22 protein-coding genes and 1 pseudogene are annotated in these 21,750 nt (G+C 62.2%); 18 read left to right on the top strand and 5 right to left on the bottom strand.

Features of this window, described 5'->3' with window-relative positions; all coding sequences use genetic code 11:
• The 4 genes from EN906_RS02455 to EN906_RS02440 form a co-directional block, all read left to right on the top strand.
• A partial coding sequence (locus EN906_RS02455) for an SDR family oxidoreductase (protein WP_127375054.1) occupies positions 1-483 on the top strand: 483 nt, incomplete at its 5' end.
• A gap of 420 nt (positions 484-903) precedes the next feature.
• On the top strand, positions 904-1,878 hold the full coding sequence (locus EN906_RS02450; protein ID WP_127270272.1) for an ABC transporter substrate-binding protein: 975 nt from the start codon (positions 904-906) through the stop codon (positions 1,876-1,878).
• Positions 1,879-1,953: 75 nt separating this feature from the next.
• Positions 1,954-3,039, top strand: coding sequence for a glycine betaine/L-proline ABC transporter ATP-binding protein (locus EN906_RS02445; RefSeq protein ID WP_127270274.1), 1,086 nt, complete (start codon positions 1,954-1,956; stop codon positions 3,037-3,039).
• The gene (locus EN906_RS02440; RefSeq protein WP_127270277.1) at positions 3,036-5,018 is read left to right on the top strand and encodes an ABC transporter permease subunit; all 1,983 of its coding nucleotides are present in this window, start codon (positions 3,036-3,038) and stop codon (positions 5,016-5,018) included. The genes EN906_RS02445 and EN906_RS02440 overlap by 4 nt, the downstream gene beginning before the upstream one ends.
• Before the next feature lie 11 nt (positions 5,019-5,029).
• Here EN906_RS02440 and EN906_RS02435 read toward each other — a convergent pair whose 3' ends face one another.
• Positions 5,030-6,388 carry an NAD(P)/FAD-dependent oxidoreductase gene (locus EN906_RS02435; protein ID WP_127270280.1) on the bottom strand — a complete coding sequence of 453 codons (1,359 nt, stop codon included), beginning with the start codon at positions 6,386-6,388 and terminating at the stop codon, positions 5,030-5,032.
• Positions 6,389-6,705: 317 nt separating this feature from the next.
• Between EN906_RS02435 and EN906_RS02430 the strand changes: the two genes are divergently transcribed.
• Positions 6,706-7,422, top strand: coding sequence for an XRE family transcriptional regulator (locus tag EN906_RS02430; RefSeq protein ID WP_127270283.1), 717 nt, complete (start codon positions 6,706-6,708; stop codon positions 7,420-7,422).
• A gap of 150 nt (positions 7,423-7,572) precedes the next feature.
• Positions 7,573-7,944, top strand: a complete 372-nt coding sequence (locus tag EN906_RS02420) for an endonuclease domain-containing protein (protein WP_127270285.1) — start codon at positions 7,573-7,575, stop codon at positions 7,942-7,944.
• 119 nt (positions 7,945-8,063) lie between these two features.
• On the opposite strand, the gene EN906_RS02415 is transcribed toward EN906_RS02420, so the two are convergent.
• From EN906_RS02415 to EN906_RS02400, 4 genes and pseudogenes are all read right to left on the bottom strand, one after another.
• Entirely contained in the window at positions 8,064-9,104 is a 1,041-nt protein-coding gene (locus EN906_RS02415) for a DUF3445 domain-containing protein (protein ID WP_127270288.1), read from the bottom strand.
• Positions 9,105-9,195: 91 nt separating this feature from the next.
• The gene (locus EN906_RS02410) at positions 9,196-10,161 is read right to left on the bottom strand and encodes a PDR/VanB family oxidoreductase (protein ID WP_127375053.1); all 966 of its coding nucleotides are present in this window, start codon (positions 10,159-10,161) and stop codon (positions 9,196-9,198) included.
• A pseudogene (locus EN906_RS02405) lies at positions 10,158-10,753 on the bottom strand (dimethylamine monooxygenase subunit DmmA family protein). Before EN906_RS02405 ends, EN906_RS02410 begins: the two are co-directional and overlap by 4 nt.
• Before the next feature lie 141 nt (positions 10,754-10,894).
• Complete coding sequence (locus tag EN906_RS02400; protein ID WP_127267810.1) at positions 10,895-12,028, bottom strand: aminomethyltransferase family protein; 1,134 nt, start codon at positions 12,026-12,028, stop codon at positions 10,895-10,897.
• A 286-nt stretch (positions 12,029-12,314) separates the two neighbouring features.
• Here EN906_RS02400 and EN906_RS02395 point away from each other — a divergent pair, with 286 nt between their 5' ends.
• From EN906_RS02395 to EN906_RS02340, 12 genes are all read left to right on the top strand, one after another.
• Entirely contained in the window at positions 12,315-12,602 is a 288-nt protein-coding gene (locus EN906_RS02395; RefSeq protein WP_027036059.1) for a hypothetical protein, read from the top strand.
• A 26-nt stretch (positions 12,603-12,628) separates the two neighbouring features.
• Positions 12,629-13,006, top strand: coding sequence for a hypothetical protein (locus tag EN906_RS02390; protein ID WP_013532899.1), 378 nt, complete (start codon positions 12,629-12,631; stop codon positions 13,004-13,006).
• A 36-nt stretch (positions 13,007-13,042) separates the two neighbouring features.
• Positions 13,043-13,204, top strand: coding sequence for a hypothetical protein (locus tag EN906_RS02385; RefSeq protein ID WP_013532900.1), 162 nt, complete (start codon positions 13,043-13,045; stop codon positions 13,202-13,204).
• Positions 13,205-13,218: 14 nt separating this feature from the next.
• A complete protein-coding gene (locus EN906_RS02380; RefSeq protein ID WP_127267811.1) occupies positions 13,219-14,613 on the top strand; it encodes an amino acid permease in 1,395 nt (464 codons plus the stop codon).
• Between the two features lie 45 nt (positions 14,614-14,658).
• Positions 14,659-15,348: a hypothetical protein gene (locus EN906_RS02375; RefSeq protein ID WP_164748761.1), complete on the top strand. Its 690-nt coding sequence runs from the start codon at positions 14,659-14,661 to the stop codon at positions 15,346-15,348.
• The gene (locus tag EN906_RS02370) at positions 15,345-15,668 is read left to right on the top strand and encodes a hypothetical protein (RefSeq protein WP_127267812.1); all 324 of its coding nucleotides are present in this window, start codon (positions 15,345-15,347) and stop codon (positions 15,666-15,668) included. The genes EN906_RS02375 and EN906_RS02370 overlap by 4 nt, the downstream gene beginning before the upstream one ends.
• Positions 15,669-15,771: 103 nt before the next feature.
• Positions 15,772-16,668, top strand: coding sequence for a glutamine amidotransferase family protein (locus EN906_RS02365; protein WP_063167616.1), 897 nt, complete (start codon positions 15,772-15,774; stop codon positions 16,666-16,668).
• A 4-nt stretch (positions 16,669-16,672) separates the two neighbouring features.
• The gene (locus EN906_RS02360) at positions 16,673-17,398 is read left to right on the top strand and encodes a GXGXG domain-containing protein (protein WP_027036064.1); all 726 of its coding nucleotides are present in this window, start codon (positions 16,673-16,675) and stop codon (positions 17,396-17,398) included.
• A 6-nt stretch (positions 17,399-17,404) separates the two neighbouring features.
• On the top strand, positions 17,405-18,733 hold the full coding sequence (locus tag EN906_RS02355; RefSeq protein WP_127255237.1) for an FMN-binding glutamate synthase family protein: 1,329 nt from the start codon (positions 17,405-17,407) through the stop codon (positions 18,731-18,733).
• A 61-nt stretch (positions 18,734-18,794) separates the two neighbouring features.
• Positions 18,795-20,102: a type III glutamate--ammonia ligase gene (glnT, locus tag EN906_RS02350; RefSeq protein WP_127270291.1), complete on the top strand. Its 1,308-nt coding sequence runs from the start codon at positions 18,795-18,797 to the stop codon at positions 20,100-20,102.
• 36 nt (positions 20,103-20,138) lie between these two features.
• Positions 20,139-21,392, top strand: coding sequence for a sarcosine oxidase subunit beta family protein (locus EN906_RS02345; protein WP_127270293.1), 1,254 nt, complete (start codon positions 20,139-20,141; stop codon positions 21,390-21,392).
• Positions 21,393-21,409: 17 nt separating this feature from the next.
• Positions 21,410-21,685 (top strand): sarcosine oxidase subunit delta, encoded by a 276-nt coding sequence (locus EN906_RS02340; RefSeq protein ID WP_127269579.1) that lies wholly within the window; start codon positions 21,410-21,412, stop codon positions 21,683-21,685.
• The last annotated feature ends 65 nt before the right edge of the window (positions 21,686-21,750 follow it).

The following is a 21,750-nucleotide window of genomic DNA, read 5'->3' as shown; positions in this document are numbered from 1 at the left end:
GGCATGGCGGGCTCCGAGCCCGCCGAGACGATGCCGCTGGAGACGTGGCAGAAGGTTCACGACGTCAATGTCGCCGGCGTGTTCCTGTCCTGTCAGGCCGAAGCGCGCAAGATGCTGGCGCGAGGCAAGGGCTCGATCATCAACATCGCCTCGATGTCGGGCACCATCGTCAACCGCGGCCTGACGCAGGCGCACTACAACTCTTCGAAGGCCGCCGTCATCCACATGTCCAGGAGCCTCGCCATGGAGTGGGCCGATCGCGGCCTGCGCGTCAATGTGGTTAGTCCCGGTTACACGCTGACGCCGATGAACAAGCGGCCAGAGGTGGCGGAAGAGGTGAAGATCTTCAAGCGCGACACGCCGATGGGGCGCATGGCGGCGCCGGAGGAAATGGTCGGGCCGACGGTGTTCCTCGCCAGCCGCGCAGCGAGCTTCGTCACCGGCCTCGACCTGATTGTCGATGGCGGCTACGTCTGCTGGTAAGAGCTCAGCTTCGCCTGCAGTCTGAATTTGTACGTCTCGCGAAGCGTTAGTCGTTGCGCGACATGAACCTTGGTATATATAATTTCATCCTATGAAACGGCCTTGGCGAGATGGGGCTTACCAGGCGGGTAGCCGAGATCATACGACCTTGATGGCTCGCACCTTGCAGGGCGCCGCAGGACTGGCAATCGATCCGCAGATGACCGCTCCCTCAGTGATCCGTCGGCAGTCATGACGCCGACACTCCGATCCTGTTCCATTATCACCAGAACTGAGCACCATCTTGCCTGCACTGGCCAAAGCCGGGGCAATAATTTGGCGCCGACGGTCTTGCGCAAAGACCAGTCTTTCCAACACAATCAAGAAAAAGCCGCAAGAAGGGAACGAACGATAATTTTCACAGCTTGAAGGAGAACAAGCATGTCATTTCGCAGCCAGATCTCGAAACTCTCGATGAGCGCCGTCGCGCTCGCGACATTAAGCCTGCTGACACCTTCCGCCCAAGCCGCCGCACCGGAATCCAACGATCCGATCAAGATCGCGCTGTTCGACTGGACCAGCGTCAACCTCAACGCCAAGATCCTCGGCGGCATCCTGGAAAAGCTCGGCTATACCGTCGAATATCCGACCGCCGACTACCTCTCCAGCCTGACCACCGGTCTCACCAATGGCGATCTCGATGTCGGCATGGAATTCTGGGACACGACCGCCGGCGAGGCCATGAAGGCCTCCGATGCGACAGGCCAGACCGAACGGCTGGGCAAGCTCGGCCCCAAGGCCAAGGAAGAATGGTGGTTTCCCGAATACATGAAGGAGAAGTGCCCCGGCCTGCCTAACTGGGAAGCGCTGAAGGATCCGAAATGCGCCGAAGCCTTCTCGACGGCGGAGACCGCACCGAAGGGGCGCTATCTCGGCGGCCCGGTAACATGGGAAGGCTTTGACGACGAGCGCGTCGAAGCGCTGAAACTGCCCTTCACCGTCATCCATGCCGGCACCGACGCGGCGATGTTCGCCGAGTTGGACTCGGCCTATCAGCGCAAAGCGCCGATCATGCTGTGGATCTATTCGCCGCATTGGGCGCCGGCCAAATACAAGGGCGAATGGGTTGAATTCCCCGAATACACGGCCGAGTGCTACAACGACCCGAAATGGGGCACCAACCCCGACGCCAAATATGATTGCGGCAAGCCGCATGGCGAGATCTGGAAGTACTCCTGGGCCGGCATGAAGGACAAATGGCCGGTCGCCTACAAGGTGGCGAAGGCCTACACGGTCGACACCGACGAGCTCAACAAGATGAGCGGCGAGATCGATCTCGGCGGCAAGACGCCGGAAGACGTCGCCGCCGCCTGGATCGCCGCCCACGAGGCCGACTGGAAAGCCTGGGCGCAGTGATCGTTCCGACTGGAAGATGAGACCCGGCAGTTGATCAGGCGGGCCTCGGTTCTTGTGCTCCAGAAGGACGTTTGAATGACGGACAAGACTGAACAGGGCGCCAAGGGGGCGGGCACGCCAAAAGATGCCCGCCCGATAAAGCTTGCCTGCCGCAATGTCTGGAAGCTGTTCGGATCGAACGCGGCCAATTTCATCCGCGAACGCGACGGCAAGGCCAGCATGGCCGACGTCACAGCTGCCGGACTTGTCGGCGCGGTGCGCGCCGTCGACCTCGAAATCCGCCAGGGCGAGATCTTCATCATCATGGGCCTGTCGGGCTCCGGCAAGTCAACGCTGGTGCGCTGCATGTCGAGGCTGGTCGAGCCGACCCACGGCAAGGTCGAATTCGAAGGCAAGGATCTGCTGAAGATTTCGGATGCAGCGCTGATCGAGCTGCGACGACACCGCATGGGCATGGTGTTCCAGAATTTTGCCCTGCTGCCGCATCTCAACGTGCTGGAGAACATCGCCTTCCCGCTCAGCATCCAGGGGCAGGATCGGCCGACACGCGAGGCACGGGCGCGCGAGGTGATCGAACTCGTTGGGCTCCGTGGCCGCGAGCATTTCTATCCGCGCGAATTGTCCGGCGGCCAGCAGCAGCGTGTGGGCATCGCCCGGAGCCTCGCGACAAAACCGGAAATCTGGTTCCTCGACGAGCCGTTCTCGGCGCTCGACCCGCTGATCCGCCGCGAAATGCAGGATGAGCTGATGCGGCTGCAAACCATGCTGCACAAGACCATCGTCTTCATCACCCATGATTTCGACGAGGCGATCCGGCTGGCCGACCGCATCGCCATCATGAAGGATGGCGAGGTCATCCAGATCGGCACGCCGGAGGAGTTGGTGGTCAATCCGGCGACCGACTATGTCGCCGAGTTCACCCGCGACGTCGACCGCGCCAAGGTGATTTCGGCACGCAGCCTAATGCGCGCCTGCGACGGCTCGGAGCATGGCGGAACGGTGGCGCCGGAGGCCAAGATCGCCAGCTTCTCGGCCGGTATCGTTGCCGCCAACAAGCCGTTCGCGGTGGTCAACGGCACCGGCAAGCCGATCGGCGAGGTGACGCCGCAAGCGGTGATCGATCTGCTGGCCGGCATCGATCGCTCAAGGGTCGGCGCATGACGGTGACAGCAAGCGCCAGCGAGACGCGGTCGCGACCGATTCAGGTCTGGCTGCTGGTCTGGGCGGCAGCGCTTGGCGCCGTGCTTGTCGTGTTCCTGTTGCAGGACCGCCTGCCCTGGGCCGTCAACTATCCGGCAAGTGCCGTCGTGCCGGTCGCCGATTGGGTCAGCGCGCTGATGCGCTGGATCAAGTCGAACCTGTCCTGGTTGACCCGCTCGATCACCGCTGTGCTCGGCGTTCCCCTCGATTTCGCGCTCAATCTACTGGCCAAGAATTTCAAGATCGGCCACGGCGCTGACGCCTATATCCTGCCGCGCCTGTCCTGGGTCGGCGTCTGCGCCGCCGCCTTCCTCGCCGGTCATGCCGCTGGCGGCAGAAAACTCAGCCTGCTGGTCGGCGGCTGCTTCCTCTACATCGCCCTGTTCGGCCAATGGACCAGCGCCATGCTGACGCTGGCGCTGATCTCCATCGCCGTGCCGTTCTGTATCGTCACCGGGCTGTTCGCCGGCATCTGGGCGTGGCGCAGGCCATGGGCCGAAAGGCTTATCGTCTCCCCTGCCCTCGACCTGATGCAGACGATTCCGACCTTCGCCTATCTCATCCCGATGCTGCTGCTGTTCGGCAACAGCCCGGTCTCGGCGATGATCGCGACCGCCATCTTCGCCACGCCGCCGATGGTGCGGGCAACGATGCTCGGCCTGTCGCGGGTGCCGTCGGAGATCGACGATTTCAGCGAGATGGCAGGCTGCACGGCGCGGCAGAAACTGTGGCGAGTGCTGCTGCCCTCGGCACGGCCGACACTGATGGTCGGCGTCAACCAGGTGATCATGCTGGCGCTGAACATGGTGATCATCGCCTCGATGATCGGCGCCGGCGGCCTCGGCTACGACGTGCTCCTGGCGCTGCGCGCACTGAAGGTTGGCGAGGCGATGGAAGCCGGCCTTGCCATCGTGGCACTGGCCATTGCGCTCGACCGGCTGAGCCAGGCCATCGCGCACAAGCAGGCAGAGGGGAATACCCATCAGCAGGCGGGCCCGAGCTTCTGGCAGCGCTATCCCAATCTGACGCTGGCGATCGCCATCCTTGTGGTGACGACATTTCTCGGCCTGTTCGTGCCGGCCTTCGCGGGAGTGCCAAAAGCGATCACCTTCACCACCGCGCCGCTGTGGAAAGCAGCGGTGAACTGGGTGACGATCAATTTCTTCGACACGATCGAAGCGTTCCGCGTGGCGCTGATCCTTAATTTGCTGAACCCGCTGCGTGCCTTTTGCGAAGGGTTTCCCTGGCTGGGCGCGGTGTTCCTGCTCGGCCTTGCCGGCTATCAGCTCTCCGGCCTGCGGCTGGCCGCGCTGGTGGCAGCGCTGACTGCCTTCTGCGCCATCACCGGCCTGTGGGAAAAGACCATGGCAACCGTCTATCTCTGCGGTATCTCGGCCTTCATCGCCTGCCTGGTCGGCATCCCGATCGGGCTGATGGCTTCAAGCAGCGACCGCTTCGAGAAGATCGTCACGCCGGTCATCGACACGCTGCAGGTGCTGCCATCCTTCTGCTTCATCATTCCGGTGGTGATGCTGTTTCGGGTCGGCGATGTCACGGCGATGATCGCCACCATTGCCTTCGCCGTGGTGCCGGCCATCCGCTACACCAATCACGGCATCAGGCAGGTGCCGCCGGCGCTGATCGAGGCGGCAAAGGTGTCGGGCTGCACGCCGCGCCAGACCTTCTTTCGCGTGCAACTGCCGCTGGCGCTGCCGGAGATCATGCTGGGCGTCAACCAGACGATCCTGATGGCGCTGGCGATGATCATCATCTGCGCCATGGTCGGCACCCGCGATCTCGGCCAGGAAGTGTTCATCGCGCTGTCCAAGGCCGATTCCGGCCGCGGCATCGTCGCGGGTCTGGCCATCGCCTTCATCGGCATTGTCGCCGACCGGCTGTTCGGCGCCTGGACGGCGAAGGCCAGGGCAAGGCTGGGGTAGCAGGCGCCGCCCTACTCCGCCGCGACGCCCTTCACCTCGAGATAGCTCTCCATCGAATCGTCCAGCGCCTGCAGCCACGGCGTATGATGCAGCGGCGCCATGGTGCCCGTCATCAGCGAGCGGTAGGCGTGGTCGCGGAAGCCCATGATGTTCTCCGCCTTGTGGTGTTCCCATTCCATGAAGGTCTGGTTGACCGCCTCGACGTCGAAGCCCGGATAGTCGGTCTGGTCCATCAATTCCTTGGTGTAGTCGCCCTGGAACCAGATCATCTGCTCGGCGTCTTCGAGCGTCTCCTCGCGTGCGCGCCATTTCGCGCCGTGCGCAGCCATCGCCTCGGCCGAGGGCAGCTTGATGCGGCCCATGATGACGTCGCGGGCGAACCAGGCCTGCGCGTCGAACATGTTGAAGGTGTAGAACTGATCCTGCATGCCGATATAGGAGAGCTGCGGGTTCTTCTCCCAGACGACGCCTTCATAGAGGTCGAGCGGCCACATGCGGTTGGCGGTCTTGAGCTTCAGATCGTCGGTGAGGAAGGGGAAAGAATGGAGATAGCCGGTGCACAGGATGATGGCATCAACGTCTTTCGTGGTGCCATCCTTGAAATGCGCGGTTTTGCCGACGACCTTCTGTAAGAGCGGCACCTCTTTCCAATTCTCCGGCCATTTGAAACCCATCGGCTTCGAGCGGTAGCTGGAGGTGATGGATTTGGCGCCGTATTTGTAGCATTGCGAGCCAATGTCCTCGGCCGAATAGGAGCGGCCGATGATCAATATATCCTTGCCCTTGAATTCCATCGCGTCGCGGAAATCGTGGCTATGCAGGATGCGGCCGTTGAAGGTCGAAAAGCCCTCGAAATAGGGCACGTTGGGCACCGAGAAATGCCCGGAAGCGACAACGACATTGTCGAACTCTTCCGAATAGGTGACGTCGTTGGTGCGGTCATGCGCGGTGACGGTGAATTTCTTCGTCTCGTCGGAAAACGTCACCATGCGCACCGGGCTGTTGAAGCGCACCCATTTGCGAAGGCCTGATTTTTCGACGCGTCCCTTGATGTAGTCCCACAGCACGGCGCGCGGCGGATAGGAGCCGATCGGCCGGCCGAAGTGCTCCTCGAAAGTATAGTCGGCGAATTCCAGGCACTCCTTCGGTCCGTTCGACCAGAGATAGCGGTACATCGAGCCGTGCACCGGATCGCCATGCTCGTCGAGGCCCGTGCGCCAGGTGTAGTTCCACAGGCCGCCCCAGTCCGACTGCTTTTCGAAGCAGACGATTTCGGGAATGTCGGCGCCCTTGTCGGCCGCCGACTTGAAGGCCCTGAGCTGTGCCAGGCCGGACGGGCCGGCTCCGATGACGGCAACGCGACTTTTCATGGCAGGCCTCCCGATCTGGTTTCGACTTTTGTCTTGACGCAATTCCCGAGGGGAAAGCGCTATGCGCTTGTCCCGGAATTGCTCTTACGAAACAAATTTCACTCACAGGACAGTAATTGGCCCTTTCGTGCTGTCAACAGCCCGATGCTGAAACAAGGTTTCGCCGATGTGGATTTCCCGCGAAAAACCGGACGCGGCCAAACATCATTATCATGCGCATGCGCGTTCACGCGACTTGCCGTCGCAGTTGCGCTCCTGTATCGGCACCTGACATGTTCACCTAGAGTGAAATAAATCCCAGGAGTGCCGGGGGCGACATGGCGAAGAAGGTTTCCGATCCCAAGGCTGGTCTTGCCGGTGCGACGGCCAAGCCGCTGCCAAAGGTCTCGGCCGACGGCAAGACCATCCGCGCGCCGCTGACGCAGAACCCGCATGCCATTCGCGACACGCGCGAAAAAGTGCTGGAGGTGGCGATCGGCCGCGAGGTGCGGGCCTTCCGCAAGAAGCTCGGCATCACCGTGGCTGATCTCGCGGTCGCCACCGACATTTCGCTCGGCATGCTGTCGAAGATCGAGAATGGTATCACCTCGCCGTCGCTGACCACCTTGCAGGCACTGTCGCGGGCGCTCGGCGTTCCGGTCACCGCCTTCTTCCGCCGCTTCGAGGAAGAGCGCAGCGCCGTCTTCGTCAAGGCCGGCCAAGGTCTCGATGTCGAGCGCCGCGGCACCCGCGCCGGCCACCAGTATAACCTGCTCGGACATATCGGTTCCAACACCAGCGGCGTCGTCGTCGAACCCTATCTGATCACGCTGACCGAGGATTCCGATGTGTTCCCGACCTTCCAGCATGAGGGCATGGAGTTCCTCTACATGCTCGAAGGCGAGGTCGTTTACCGGCACGGCAGCAACCTCTACCCGATGAAGCCCGGCGACAGCCTGTTCTTCGACGCCGACGCGCCGCACGGGCCGGAGCAACTGACGAAACTGCCGATGCGCTATCTGTCGATTATTTGCTATCCGCAGAGCGCGGGTTAAGCGGGACTCGATCTCCCCTTGGTCTCTCGTGAGGAGATCGGCTTCGCGACGGCTCCTCTTTTGCACTGGTGATTGGCGAAAGCTGAAGTGACATTCGATCTCCCCCCTGGAGGGGGAGATGTCCGGCAGGACAGAGGGGGGCGAACCGCGATGACGCACAATCTGGTATCCGCCAACAGCCGCCGCAATGCGCGCACGATGCGCAAGGTGATGACCGATGCCGAACTCAAGCTTTGGAATGAGATCAGGGCACACAGGCTGATGGGACTGGGGTTTCGGCGCCAGATGCCTATCGCCGGCCATATCGTCGATTTTGCATGCCCGGACAAAAAGCTGATCGTCGAGCTTGATGGTTCCCAGCATGGCCGGGCCGAAACGTCGGAATCGGACGCTGCAAGAACCGCCAAATTCGAAGCGCTGGGCTGGACGGTCCTGCGCTTCTGGAACGACGATGTCATTCGCGATATCGACAATGTCTGCCAGCATGTCATGATTGTGGCTGGGCTGGGCGACGCGTCGTAAGCGCGGAGGTGGAGATTGGGCAAGGCAGGCGCTCCACGGCGCCCCCCTCTGCCCTGCCGGGCATCTCCCCCTCTTGGGGGGAGATTGGCTGCTTTGGGGGCAGCGCCAACATCAGCTATTCAATCCGGCCCAAACCCTGGGCTCGTCGCGCTCCCATCGTCCAGCTTCGACAGCCACTCGACCAACGCCGGGCGATAGCGTGTCAGGCCCTTGTAGTTGGCGAGTTCGTCAGGCAGGTCGCGGATGACGCGGTGCAGGCGCCGGGCCCATTTTGGCTGCGTCACCAGTTCATCCATTTTGATCAGATAGCAGCGGATCGGGAAGACGATGCCGTTGGAGCGCGGCAGCCGCCAGAAGCTCTGCAGTTCGACCCGCAGATGCACCTTGTCGCCGACATTCTCCGGCGTCACCGTCGCCCGGTCCGGCCCCCATTTGTGGTAGTTCTCGGGGCTGGTGTCGAGGCGCGGATTGATGGTCATCGTCCAGTTCAGGCGTCGAGCCGGCTTGCCTTGCTGGATGTTGGTGAGGAATTTCAGCGCCCTGACGAAAATCCCCTTCTCATGCGCCAGCGGCACCGGCGCATGCCATTCGAAGAAGTTCATGCCGATGTCGAAATCGAGCGACCAGTCGGCCTGGGTGGTGACCATGCCGGCATCCATCCACAGATTGCCGTCGCGCTGGTCGAGGATGCAGAAATCGCCCTGGCTCTGCCGGGTGATGTATTCCATCGGCCCGTAAGGCAGCGTCGAGGTGTCGCCGAAAGTGAAGGTGTCGTCGATACCGAGCGGCCGGTTGATCCAGCGCCAGCGATCGCCGTCGCGGGTCAGCGTGAAATGCTCGGGATAGCCCAGCGCCTGCTGCTCCATCAAAAGCTCGAGCAGGTCCCAGCCGGCCAGCGTCATGTGCGGCAGCGACTGGCAGCGCAGCGGATCCTCGGCCAGCACCAGCGCGCGGTCCTGCATCTCGGCGACATAGTGCTCGTCGACGTCGATCAGGTTTTCCAGCACGCTGCCCCTGGGTCCGACGACATGCGGCTCGATGTTGACAGCATACATGTAGGCGTCTTCGTGGAACGGGAACGGGAAGCGCCTTATGTGCTCCGGGCTGTTCTTGAAGGTGAAGTCATCGCGGAACGTTTCCTTGCGAAAGGTGATGCCCATGATTTTCTCCTAGAGCGGGCTGCCCGCTCTATCTCTTTGTTTTAGCCGCATTTCTGCGACGCCAAGTGTATCCACTTGGCTGCAAAATGCTCTACCGTTCCAGGACCAGCGACCGGCCTTCGAAGCGCGACACGCACGGCATGATCTTCTTGCCCGAACGGTGCTCTTCCTCGCTCAGCCAGTGGTCGTTGTGGATGAACCTGCCGTCGCAAGAGATGACGTTGGTCTCGCACTGGCCGCAGACGCCGCCACGGCAGAGATAGGGCGGATCGACGCCGGCCGCCTCGATCGCTTCCAAGAGGCTCTGCTGTTCATCGACGCGGATCGCCTTGCCGCTGACGGCAAGCCTCACGTCGAACGGCAGTCCGGGTTGAGGTGCCGCGAAATGCTCGAAATGCACGGTTTCCGCCGGCCAGCCGAGGCTTGCCGCGCGATCGCGCACCCAGTTGATCATGCCAGCCGGGCCGCAGACATAGAGATGCGTGCCGAGCGGCTGTGTCGACAGCAACCGGTCGAGTTCGATGCGCTCCTCAAGGTCGTCATGATAGAGCCTGACCCGGCGGTCGTAGCGCTCGCGCAGCACATCGGCATAGGTGCCGAGCGATGCGGTGCGGCAGGTGTAGTGCAGTTCGAAATTGCCGCCTTCCGCCGCAAGCTGAGCGGTCTGCGCCATGAACGGCGTGATGCCGATGCCGCCGGCCAGCATCAGATGCTTTTTGGCGCGCAGGTCGAGCGAGAACAGGTTGACGGGGTAGCTGACCACCATCTCCAGGCCCGGCTTGACGCTCCGGTGCATGAACAGCGAGCCGCCACGGCCGACATCGTCGCGCCGCACCGAGATCGTGTATTCGCGCGTATCGAGCGGCGAGCCCATCAGCGAATAGGGATTGAGCCTGGTGCGTTCGCCGTCGCGCATCTCGACCACGACATGGGCGCCGCCGGAAAAAGTCGGCAAAAGCTGCCCGTCGCGCCGGCGAAAATGGAAGCGGGTGACGAGGTCGTTGACCGGGACGACGTCGCTGACAACGACATCGAGTTTTGTTGTTCCGGTGCTCATCGAAAAATCTCCTCCATCGGAGGAATCTCCGAGCGATCTTCCGCATTGATGCAGACGCCCTGGAAGGCTGCGATGCGCCTGGAATAATGGTCGCGCACCAGAAGCAGCAGGCCGCAATGCGCGCAGGTCGCCGGCTGCGTCGTCACATTCTCGGTGATGCCCTTGCAATGGACACATTGCATGCGCCGCGCCAGCGAGCCGCGGTGCTCGGTCTGGATCGAAGTGTGGTCGATGCCGGCTTCAAGCGCCACCTGCATCGCCTGGCCGATCAGGCCCTCCGTGCCGGCGAGATAGAGGCGCAAGCCCATATGCGCGTTGGCCAGTGTCTGCCGGAGCCGTGGCAGCAGGCTGGCAAAGGACGGCGCCTGGTGGAACTGTGCCGGCTTCAACGCTTCGAGTGCGACGGCATGTTTGCCGTCAAGCCCGGGAATGAAGACGATTTCGGCGTCGCCGAAAAACCCGGGCGGCGCCCTCCCGGCCATCTCCGCTATCGCAGCGCCCCTTCCGCGTCCGCGATGAAAAGATGATGCTTGCCGGGTTGCGGAGACAAGGTTCCGTAAACGGGCCGGCTGATGATACTTTTGGCTGCCATTTATGTCTTCGTGCCTTCGAGCGCTTCACCGTTTCATAGAAACGGCGGACCGCTCTATCTCTTTGCTTCGACGCAATTCCGGACGGAAAACCGTTTCACACTTTCCTGGAATTGCTCGAACCCCTCGGTGTTGACTATGCCTCAACCTTTCGCCGCGCGCTTGGTCTTCTTGGGATCATCGAAGGGAAGCGGCTGCGCCGTCGCCTTGATGGCACCGCTCTTGTTGCGGATTTCGAGCTTGGTGTCCTTGACCGCGCAGTCCACGTCGAGCCGGGCGATGCCCATCGATTTCTCGACCAGCGGCGAATACATGGCACAGGTTACTACGCCGACCTTTTTGCCGTCGCGATAGACCGGCGCTCCTTCATCGGCCGGCTCCTTGCCGTCGAGCAGCACGCCATAGATCTTGAAGCGCTCCTTGCCCTTCAGGCGATAGTGCTCCTCGGCGCCGCGAAAGCCGGTCTTGCCGGGGCTGACGGTGAAGTCGAGGCCGAGTTCCCACAGCGTGTCGCCCGGGCCTTCGTTCTCAAACGGATACTTCTGGGAATTGTCGTAGGGGTAGAAGAGCAGATAACTTTCGACGCGCAGCATGTCGAGCGTGGTGAAGCGGCACGGAATGATGCCGGCGCTCTTGCCCTCGTCGAGGATCCTGTCCCAGATCGTGCCGGCATCCTGGCCGCGGCAGAAGATCTCGTAGCCGCGCTCGCCGGTATAGCCGGTGCGCGATATCATGACGGGCAAGCCGAACAGTTGCGTCTGCATGTGATGGAAATAGTTGAGGTCGCGAATGCCCGGCACATGCTTGGCTAGATAGTCGACTGCTGTCGGACCCTGCAGCGACAGATCGTGCAGATTGTCGTCGAAGCGCAGCGAGACGTCGCGGCCCATAGCTGCCCGCTGCAACTCCTCATGGCCGGTGCCCGAACCATGCACGACCATCCAAGCGTTGGGGCCGGTGCGGTAGAGGATGCAATCGTCGGTGAATTTGCCCGCCTCATTCAGCATGCAGGCATAGGCCGACTTGCCGGGATAGATCTTTTCGACATCGCGTGTGGTGGCGAGGTCGATGAGATGCGAGGCGTGCGGCCCTGATATGTGGACCTTCTTGAGGCCGGAGACATCCATCAGACCAGCCTTGGTGCGGATGGCGATGTACTCCTCGTCGGCATCCTTGTCGTAGGTCCAGGCGGTTCCCATGCCGCTCCAGTCTTCGAGCTTCGAACCGAGCGCTCGGTGCCGATCCGCCAGGGTCGAAAATCTCCAGGATGCCGTCATCCGCTCGTCCTCCGTTTCGATAATGCTCTGCTGTTCCCTGCCCCCTGCGCAGCGGCGGGAGCTTTGGCCGAATATTGATCGCAAACCTCCGGGCGCCGCAATACCCATAAGCAATTAATTTCATTGTCAGGCAAAATCCGCCGCGCAAACCAAACGGTTAACCCCACGTAAATCGCGCTTGACAATTGCGGGATTCAGACAGAACTTATGAAAAAAATTTCACTCTGTTGAAAGAGGACGACGGACGGGGGATTCGGAACCGGACGGCGGAAAAGGGGAGAAACCGATGTCAGACATGCAACAGCGCATCGAAGCGCTGTATCGTTCCGACGTGCGCGGAGCCGCGCTCCTGATCGTCTGCCTGTGGGCGACGATCCTCTTCGTCCTCCTCATGACATGGCCCTACATCCCGCACAGCGGCATCAAGGCCGTGGTCGCGATCGCCGCCGCCGCCGTGCTGATCTTCAACACGGCCGCCATCCTGGCGATGGTCAAGCACTACAAGGAAGACAAGGAATTCATCTACGGGCTCGATATCAAGAACGCCGACGCGTTCCGCAACCGCAAGTCCTGAACCGCAAGTCCTGAGGGGTAGAAGAGATGTCCCGCTACACGCCGCCGGAACAAAGCAAGGCCGGGCAGGTTTTCGACATCGCCGTCGTCGTCGTCGCCATTTTCGTGGCACTGTGGCTACCGCTCAAGCTGGGCCTCGCCGGCGCGGCGAAATCCATCGACGCGCTCGACGCCAAGACCTGGGAAGCGCTAGGCCAGAACCCGACCATGGCGTCTATCTGGGAAAAGCTCGGCTATACGCCCGAGACCGCGCACGACATCATCCAGAACCGCTTCCACTATGTCATCGACTGGCCGACGCTGATCATCATGGCGGCGGTGCTGATCGGTTATTTCGTCTTCCTGTTTCGTGCATCAGACCGCGAATATCGCGACGTCATCAACGAAAAATTCGACGACAAGTAAGAGTTCTGAGGACGATTTAATTCGGGGGACACGATCATGTGGGTGGCACTCTCTTACGCATGCTGGGGCATCTCGATCGTGCTCGCTTTGTGGATGCTCTACGACTGGTTCAAGGTTGACACGACCTTCTCCGAAGAGGTGCTGACCTCCTCGCGCGAGGGCGAACTGGAAGCCACTTCCGAAAAACACCGGATCTGAGTGAGGATTGAACAATGACGATCGCACTTGAACCGGCTGCCCAAGGGGACAGAGTTTCACTCCTGCGCGTGCTCGGACCGGCCCATGTCTGGGCGCTCGGCGTCGGCATCGTCCTGGTCGGCGAATTCACCGGCTGGAATTTCTCGGCGGACAAGGGTGGCGCACTGGCCGCGCTGATCGTCTGCTGGGTCGTGGGATTGCTCTACACCTCGGTCGCCATGATCGATTCCGAGGTGACATCGACCGTGGCCGCCGCCGGCGGCCAGTATGCGCAGGCAAAGCACATCGTCGGACCGCTGATGGCGTTCAACGTCGCGCTGTTCCTGGTCTTTGCCTACACCATGCTCGAAGTGTCCGACGCCATCCTGCTCGGCGACACCATCGTCGCCAAGGCCGGCGTCGAAGGGCTCACCCACAATTCCTTCATCGCCGCGACCATCGTCGTGCTGGCGTGGCTGAACTATCGCGGCGTGCTGATGACGCTCAATGTCAACTTCGTCATCACAGCGGTCGCCTATATCTCGATTGTCATCCTGTTCTTTTCGGTCAGCCCGTGGACGCAAGGCGCCGTGCTGAAGCTGAACGAGTTGGTCACGCCAGGCAATGCACTCCCCTATGGCTGGATTGGCGTCATCGCCGCCTTCCAGTTCGGCATCTGGTACTATCTCGGGATCGAGGGCACCACACAGGCCGCCGAGGAAGTGCGCTCGCCGGCCCGCTCGCTGCCTTACGGCACCATGGCCGGCATGATCACGCTTTTGATCGCCGCCGCCATGACCTGGTATGTCTGCGCCTCGATGATGCCATGGGAATATCTCGGCATCACCTATTATCCGCTGTGGGACGCCGGCAAGCTGACTGGCAGCCCGCTGCTCGAGAACCTGTTGTTCGTCGCCACGCTGCTTGCTGCAATGGCCTCCGCCAATGGCTGCATCAACGATGCGGCGCGCGCCTGGTTCTCGCTCGGCCGCGACCGCTATCTGCCGACATGGTTCTCGGCCGTGCATCCGAGATATCGCACGCCCTATCGTTCGATCCTGTTCCTGCTGCCGATCGCGCTGGCCTTCGCCTTCATCGCCGACCTCAACCAGGCGATCACCTTCTCGATCCTGTCGGGCGTGCTGCAATACACGTTCATGAGCATCAACATCATCATGTTCCGCAAGAAGTGGCCGCTCGGCTCGATCCGCCGCGGCTACACGCACCCCTTCCACCCGATCCCGGCCATCGTGCTGTTTTGCCTGTGCGTGGTGACCTTCTTCGCCATCTTCCTCGGCTTCGGCTCGCAACTGATCGCCATGGTCGCCTTCTATTTCCTGATCTCACTGTGGTTCCATTTCTATCGCTACAAATTCGTGCGGCGCGGCGATCAGTTCACCATGCCGTGGCCGAAGCCGCAGGGTTATTGATGGGAGTAGGCCGGTCCGTATCCTGGATGGGCGTGGCATGAGAAAATGTCCGAGCTGACATCAGCACTGCTGGCCGGAGCCATTGTCCTGGCTATCGTTCTCCACCTTGCCTGGCAGGCGCGTGCCAGCCGCAACAGGGCATCGATGGCGCTTGCCGTCGAGCAGGACCGCATCCGCACAGCCATCGCCGACGCAGCCAATGTCTCGGACGGCACCGCCGGCGTCATCACCTGGGAAGGATCCTGGAACAGCCAACGCGTCCAGGTGCGCACCATCGTCGACACACTGGCGACGCGGAAACTGCCGGCGCGCTGGCTCAGCATCTCGGTCACCGAGCCGGTGGCCGTGCCCGGCACCTTCGACATGATGATGCGGCCGGGGTCGCCGACGACCTTCTCCAATTTCGATCATCTCGACCACACGCTGCCGAAGAGTTCGGCATTTCCGGCCGAGGCCGTGTTGCGGACGGATCGCAGGGGCGTCCACTTCCCACTGGAGACCATCGCCGGCCACCTCGGGATTTTTTCCGAAGGGCGCGCCAAGGAACTGCTGATCACCCCGAAAGGGGTACGCATCGTGTGGCTGCTGGCCGAAGCCGAACGGGCGCGCTACGGTGTGTTCCGGCAGGCCGAATTTGGCGACGCCACACTCGATCGTGCGCTGATCGAAAGACTGCTGATGTCGGTGTCGGCGCTTCGCGACGCCATCAACAAAAGCGAACGGCAAGCCGCATGACCATTCCCACCACGGCACCCACCAATCCCTATCTGGTTCTCGGCGCCGCAATCGTGCTGCCGGGAAGCGGGCACGTCATTCTCGGCGTGCCGGTGCGCGGCCTTCAGTTCCTTTTCTTCATGGTGATCCTGGCATGGGTGACGGCCAAGATCGCACCGCCCGATGCCAGCTTCGTCGGCCGTCACGCCGGCGGCTTCCTGATCTATGCCTTGTCGATTCTCGACGCCTACAAGCTCGCCCGCATCCGCTCCGCCAAATGGGTTCACAATGCCCGGCGAGACGGCGACAGTGCGCAGAGCGGCATTGAGCCGCATAGGTAACTAGAGGAATATTTTTTTCATACGATTGAATTTGTGCAGCTCATTCGATACATCCTCTCTTAGCTACAAACGATCTCTTAGCTACAAACATCGGGAGGCTGACATGTGTGGAATTGTCGGACTGTTTTTGAAGGACAAGTCGCTGGAACCCCAGCTTGGTGCGATGCTGTCGCAGATGCTGATCTCCCTCAGCGACCGCGGTCCGGACAGCGCCGGTATCGCCATCTATGGCGCGCCTTCCAAGAATGAGGCCAAGATCACCATCCAGTCCGCCAAGCCCGACCGCGATTTCCGCGGCCTCGAGGCGGAGCTCGCCAAGGCCATCGGCACGCCGGTGACGATCGCGGTGAAATCCACCCATGCGGTCGTCAGGACCACGCCGGCCAAGATCGATGAAGCGCGCGAAACCATCCAGGCGCTGCGCCCCGACATCCGCATCATGGGCGCCGGCGACGTTGTCGAGATCTACAAGGAAGTCGGCCTGCCGGAGGCCGTCGTCGATCGCTTCGACGTCCGCAAGATGACCGGAACGCATGGCATCGGCCATACCCGCATGGCAACGGAATCGGCAGTGACGACGATGGGCGCGCATCCGTTCTCGACCGGTGCCGACCAGTGCCTGGTGCACAATGGCTCGCTGTCGAACCACAACAATGTCCGCCGCGAACTGATCCGCGAAGGCATGACGTTCGAAACCGAAAACGACACCGAGGTTGCTGCCGCCTATCTCTCGTCGCAGATGGCGCATGGCAAGAATCTCGGCGAGGCGCTGGAAGGCACGCTCTCCGACCTAGACGGCTTCTTCACCTTCGTCGTCGGCACCAAGAACGGTTTTGGCGTGGTGCGCGACCCGATCGCCTGCAAGCCCGCTGTCATGGCCGAAACCGACCAGTATGTCGCCTTCGGCTCGGAATATCGCGCGCTGACCAAACTGCCCGGCATAGACAATGCGAGGGTCTGGGAACCCGAGCCCGCAACCGTCTATTTCTGGGAGCATTGAGTTCATGCCCGCAACCACGCTTTCAAAGACTGCGGCACACGATCCTCGGGTCTTCGATCTCGACCAGCTGTCGCTGCGCGAACTCAATCAGGCGCTGCACAATCTGGCGCCGGGCTCGAACGAAACGGCATGGGAAGTGCTGAACCCGAAAGGCAGCCATTCGGTCGCCGTCGGCGTCGACCAGCCTGTTGCCATCGATGTGCGCGGCAGCGTCGGTTATTACTGCGGCGGCATGAATTCCGGCAGCACCATTACCGTGCATGGCTCGGCAGGCCCCGGCGTCGGCGAGAACATGATGTCGGGCTCGATCACCATCAAAGGCGACGCCAGCCAATATGCCGGCGCCACCGGCAAGGGCGGCCTGCTGGTCATCGAAGGCAACGCCTCGTCGCGCTGCGGCATTTCGATGAAGGGCATCGACATCGTCGTCCACGGCAATATCGGCCATATGTCGGCTTTCATGGCGCAGTCGGGCAATCTGGTGGTGCTGGGCGATGCCGGCGACGCGCTGGGCGATTCCATTTACGAGGCGCGGCTCTTCGTGCGCGGCAAGGTCGAAAGCCTCGGTGCCGACTGCATCGCCAAGGAGATGCGGACCGAGCATCTGGAATTGCTGCAAGGCCTGCTCGACCGTGCCGGCATCACCGGCGTCAAGCCGTCGGAGTTCAAGCGTTACGGTTCGGCGCGCACGCTCTACAATTTCAATATCGACAACGCCGACGCGTATTGAGGCAGCATGACCTATCGCAACCCGCCGACGACGCCGCGCAAATCCGCGACCTTCGACGACTACACGCTTTCCGAGATCCGCCGTGCCGCAGCGACCGGCATCTATGACATCCGCGGCGCCGGCGCCAAGCGCAAGCTGCCGCATTTCGACGACCTTCTGTTCCTCGGCGCATCGATCTCGCGCTATCCGCTCGAAGGCTATCGCGAGCGCTGCGACACATCAGTCGTGCTCGGCTCTCGCCATGCCAAGAAGCCGATCGAGCTAAAGATCCCGATCACCATCGCCGGGATGAGCTTCGGCTCGCTGTCAGGCCCCGCCAAGGAGGCACTCGGGCGCGGCGCGACCCTGTCGGGCACCTCGACCACCACCGGCGACGGCGGCATGACCGAGGAAGAGCGCGGCCATTCAAAGCAGCTGGTCTATCAATATCTGCCGTCGCGCTACGGCATGAACCCGCGCGATTTGCGCCGCGCCGATGCGATCGAAGTCGTCGTCGGCCAGGGCGCCAAGCCGGGCGGCGGCGGCATGCTGCTTGGCCAGAAGATTTCCGACCGCGTCGCCGAGATGCGCACGCTGCCCAAGGGCATCGACCAGCGCTCGGCCTCGCGCCATCCCGACTGGACCGGACCCGACGATCTCGAGATCAAGATCCTGGAACTGCGCGAAATCACCGACTGGGAAAAGCCGATCTACGTCAAGGTCGGCGGCGCCCGGCCCTACTACGACACCGCGCTTGCCGTGAAGGCCGGCGCCGATGTCGTTGTCGTCGACGGCATGCAGGGCGGCACCGCCGCCACCCAGGAAGTGTTCATCGAAAATGTCGGTATGCCGACGCTTGCCTGCATCAGGCCGGCGGTGCAGGCGCTGCAGGATCTGGGCATGCACCGCAAAGTGCAGCTGATCGTCTCCGGTGGTATCCGCAACGGCGCCGATGTCGCCAAGGCGCTGGCGCTCGGCGTCGACGCGGTCTCGATCGGTACGGCTGCCCTTGTCGCGCTCGGCGACAACGATCCCCGCTGGGAGGCGGAGTATAACGAGCTCGGCACCACCGCCGGCGCCTATGACGACTGGCACGAGGGGCGCGACCCCGCCGGCATCACCACGCAGGACCCCGAATTGATGAAGCGGGTCGACCCGGTGGCTGCCGGGCGCCGGCTGGCGAACTACCTCAAGGTGATGACGCTGGAAGCGCAGACCATCGCGCGTGCCTGCGGCAAGAACAGCCTGCACAATCTCGAACCCGAGGACCTCGTCGCGCTGACGATCGAGGCAGCCGCCATGGCCGGCGTGCCGCTGGCCGGCACCAACTGGATACCGGGGAAGAACGGCTTCTAATCAACGAAGGGCCGACTCCCGCATACTCGGGAACAACAATCGATAAAAATGGGGAACTATCGTGGCAACTGATCTTGCAGAATTCGCAAGGGCGAAAAACGTCAAATATTTCATGATTTCCTACACTGACCTGTTCAGTGGCCAGCGTGCCAAGCTGGTGCCGGCACAGGCGATCGCCGACATGCAGAAGGATGGCGCCGGCTTTGCCGGGTTCGCCACCTGGCTGGACCTGACGCCGGCACATCCCGACATGCTGGCGGTGCCGGATCCGGATTCGGTGATCCAGCTGCCGTGGAAGCCGGAAGTCGCCTGGGTCGCGGCCAACTGCATCATGGACGACAAGGAGGTCGACCAGGCGCCGCGCAACACGCTGAAGCGGCTGATCGCGGAAGCCGCCAGCGACGGCATGCACGTCAAGACCGGCGTCGAGGCCGAGTTCTTCCTGATCTCGCCCGACGGCAAGACGATTTCCGACGAATACGACACGGCCTCAAAGCCCTGCTACGACCAGCAAGCGGTGATGCGTCGCTATGACGTCATCGCCGAGATCTGCGACCACATGCTGGCGCTCGGCTGGGGCGCCTACCAGAACGACCACGAGGATGCCAACGGCCAATTCGAGATGAACTGGGCCTTCGACGACGCGCTGGCGACCGCGGACAAGCATTCCTTCTTCAAGTTCATGGTCAAGTCGATCGCCGAGAAGCATGGCCTGCGCGCGACGTTCATGCCCAAACCGTTCCAGGGCCTGACCGGCAATGGCTGCCATGCCCATATCTCGGTCTGGGATAAATCGGGCAAGACCAACGTTTTCGCCGACAAATCGATGGAGCTCGGCCTGTCGGCCAAGGGCCGGAATTTCCTCGGCGGCATCATGAAGCATGCCTCGGCGCTGGCCGCGATCACCAACCCGACGGTCAATTCCTACAAACGCATCAACGCGCCGCGCACCATTTCGGGCGCGACCTGGGCGCCGAATACAGTGACCTGGACCGGCAACAACCGCACCCACATGGTGCGCGTGCCCGGCCCGGGCCGCTTCGAACTGCGACTGCCGGATGGGGCGGCCAACCCCTATCTGCTGCAGGCGGTTATCATCGCCGCCGGCCTCGACGGCATCCGCTCCAAGGCAGATCCCGGCAAGCGCTACGACATCGACATGTACCAGCATGGGCACACGGTGAAGGGCGCGCCAAAACTGCCGCTCAACCTGCTCGACGCGTTGCGCGAGTTCGACAAGGACAAATCGCTCAAGGCGGCGCTGGGTGAGGAATTCTCGTCGGCCTACCTAAAGCTGAAGCACCAGGAATGGAATTCCTATGCTTCGCACTTCACGCAATGGGAGCGCGACCACACGCTGGATATCTGACCACCAGCGTGACGCGAGCGACCTCGGAATGAACTGATGAAATATTCGATCTTTTCGCTCGCCCGCGCCGCCCTGTCCGGCCACAAGAACTGGCAACGCACCTGGCGCGACGCCACGCCGAAGGATCGCTACGACGTGGTGATCATCGGCGGCGGCGGCCACGGGCTTGCCACCGCCTGGTTTCTCGCCAGCGAGTACGGCATCAAGAATGTCGCCGTACTCGAAAAAGGCTGGATCGGCTCCGGCAATGCCGGCCGCAACACCACCATCATCCGCTCCAATTACGGCCTGCCCGGCAACACCGGCTTCTACGAATTGTCGATGAAGCTGTGGGAGCGGATGGAGCAGGACCTCAACTACAATGCGATGGTCAGCCAGCGCGGCGTCATCAACCTCTACCACTCCGACGCACAGCGCGACGCTTATGCGCGGCGCGGCAACACCATGCGCATCAACGGCATCGACGCCGAACTGCTCGACCTCGCTGCCGTCAAGAAGATGATCCCGTTCCTGAACTTCGACAATGCGCGCTTTCCCGTGCAAGGCGGGCTCTTGCAGCGGCGCGGCGGCACGGCGCGGCACGATGCGGTGGTCTGGGGCTATGCCCATGCGGCGAGCGAACTCGGCGTCGACATCATCCAGAATTGCGAAGTCACCGGCTTCGTCAGGGACGCCAATGGCAAGGTGACCGGCGTCGAGACATCGCGCGGCAAGATCGGTGCCGGCAAGGTCGGCATGGCGGTCGCCGGAAGTTCGTCGCGCGTCGCGGCGATGGCCGGCCTGCGCCTGCCTATCGAAAGCCATGTGCTGCAGGCCTTTGTCTCCGAGGCGATCAAGCCGCTCATCCCTGGTGTCATGACCTTCGGCGCCGGCCATTTCTACGTCAGCCAGTCCGACAAGGGCGGCCTCGTCTTCGGCGGTGACATAGACGGCTACAATTCCTACGCCCAACGCGGCAACATGCCTGTCATGGAGGACGTCTGCGAGGGCGGCATGGCGCTGATGCCGATGATCGGCCGCGTGCGCCTGCTGCGCCAGTGGGGCGGCATCATGGACATGTCGATGGACGGTTCGCCGATCATCGACAAGACGCCGGTCGACGGGCTCTATCTCAACGCCGGCTGGTGCTATGGCGGCTTCAAGGCGACACCAGGCTCCGGCTTTGTCTTTGCCCATCTGCTGGCGCGCGACGAATCGCACGAAGAAGCCGCTCGGTTCCGTCTCGACCGGTTCCGTACCGGCGCCATGATCGACGAAAAGGGCCAAGGCGCCCAACCGAACCTGCATTGAAGGCGGTCTAGAACAGCATGCGCATTGTCTGTCCCTTCTGCGGCGAACGCGAACTCGGCGAGTTCACCTATCTCGGCGACGCCAAGCCGGTGCGGCCGGTCGCCGACGCCTCGGAAGACGAGGTCTTCAACTATGTCTATCTGCGCGACAACGTCGCCGGACAGACCAGCGAACACTGGTACCATGGCGGCGGTTGCCGGGCCTGGCTGAAGGTCACCCGCAACACGCTGACGCATGAGATTTCCGCCGTTGAGCCGGCGGCTGGCGTGGGTGCGAGGCAGGTCGCGAAATGAATTTTCTTGTGCAAGTCAGCGCCGCCCCTCACCTGCCTGCCGGCATCCTCTCCCCGTATAGAGAC

The sequence above is a fragment of the Mesorhizobium sp. M7A.F.Ca.CA.004.06.1.1 genome, assembly GCF_003999135.1.
Lineage (GTDB): Bacteria > Pseudomonadota > Alphaproteobacteria > Rhizobiales > Rhizobiaceae > Mesorhizobium.
The sequence above is the reverse complement of the archived record's forward strand: the minus strand, read 5'-3'. Positions and strand labels throughout refer to the sequence as shown.

Excerpts from the sequence above, each read along its gene's own strand:
- EN906_RS02450 (WP_127270272.1), top strand. The coding sequence starts at position 904 with ATGTCATTTCGCAGCCAGATCTCGAAACTCTCGATGAGCGCCGTCGCG.
- EN906_RS02445 (WP_127270274.1), top strand. The coding sequence starts at position 1,954 with ATGACGGACAAGACTGAACAGGGCGCCAAGGGGGCGGGCACGCCAAAA.
- EN906_RS02440 (WP_127270277.1), top strand. The coding sequence starts at position 3,036 with ATGACGGTGACAGCAAGCGCCAGCGAGACGCGGTCGCGACCGATTCAG.
- EN906_RS02435 (WP_127270280.1), bottom strand. The coding sequence starts at position 6,388 with ATGAAAAGTCGCGTTGCCGTCATCGGAGCCGGCCCGTCCGGCCTGGCA.
- EN906_RS02430 (WP_127270283.1), top strand. The coding sequence starts at position 6,706 with ATGGCGAAGAAGGTTTCCGATCCCAAGGCTGGTCTTGCCGGTGCGACG.
- EN906_RS02420 (WP_127270285.1), top strand. The coding sequence starts at position 7,573 with ATGACGCACAATCTGGTATCCGCCAACAGCCGCCGCAATGCGCGCACG.
- EN906_RS02415 (WP_127270288.1), bottom strand. The coding sequence starts at position 9,104 with ATGGGCATCACCTTTCGCAAGGAAACGTTCCGCGATGACTTCACCTTC.
- EN906_RS02410 (WP_127375053.1), bottom strand. The coding sequence starts at position 10,161 with ATGAGCACCGGAACAACAAAACTCGATGTCGTTGTCAGCGACGTCGTC.
- EN906_RS02400 (WP_127267810.1), bottom strand. The coding sequence starts at position 12,028 with ATGACGGCATCCTGGAGATTTTCGACCCTGGCGGATCGGCACCGAGCG.
- EN906_RS02395 (WP_027036059.1), top strand. The coding sequence starts at position 12,315 with ATGTCAGACATGCAACAGCGCATCGAAGCGCTGTATCGTTCCGACGTG.
- EN906_RS02390 (WP_013532899.1), top strand. The coding sequence starts at position 12,629 with ATGTCCCGCTACACGCCGCCGGAACAAAGCAAGGCCGGGCAGGTTTTC.
- EN906_RS02385 (WP_013532900.1), top strand. The coding sequence starts at position 13,043 with ATGTGGGTGGCACTCTCTTACGCATGCTGGGGCATCTCGATCGTGCTC.
- EN906_RS02380 (WP_127267811.1), top strand. The coding sequence starts at position 13,219 with ATGACGATCGCACTTGAACCGGCTGCCCAAGGGGACAGAGTTTCACTC.
- EN906_RS02375 (WP_164748761.1), top strand. The coding sequence starts at position 14,659 with ATGTCCGAGCTGACATCAGCACTGCTGGCCGGAGCCATTGTCCTGGCT.
- EN906_RS02370 (WP_127267812.1), top strand. The coding sequence starts at position 15,345 with ATGACCATTCCCACCACGGCACCCACCAATCCCTATCTGGTTCTCGGC.
- EN906_RS02365 (WP_063167616.1), top strand. The coding sequence starts at position 15,772 with ATGTGTGGAATTGTCGGACTGTTTTTGAAGGACAAGTCGCTGGAACCC.
- EN906_RS02360 (WP_027036064.1), top strand. The coding sequence starts at position 16,673 with ATGCCCGCAACCACGCTTTCAAAGACTGCGGCACACGATCCTCGGGTC.
- EN906_RS02355 (WP_127255237.1), top strand. The coding sequence starts at position 17,405 with ATGACCTATCGCAACCCGCCGACGACGCCGCGCAAATCCGCGACCTTC.
- EN906_RS02345 (WP_127270293.1), top strand. The coding sequence starts at position 20,139 with ATGAAATATTCGATCTTTTCGCTCGCCCGCGCCGCCCTGTCCGGCCAC.
- EN906_RS02340 (WP_127269579.1), top strand. The coding sequence starts at position 21,410 with ATGCGCATTGTCTGTCCCTTCTGCGGCGAACGCGAACTCGGCGAGTTC.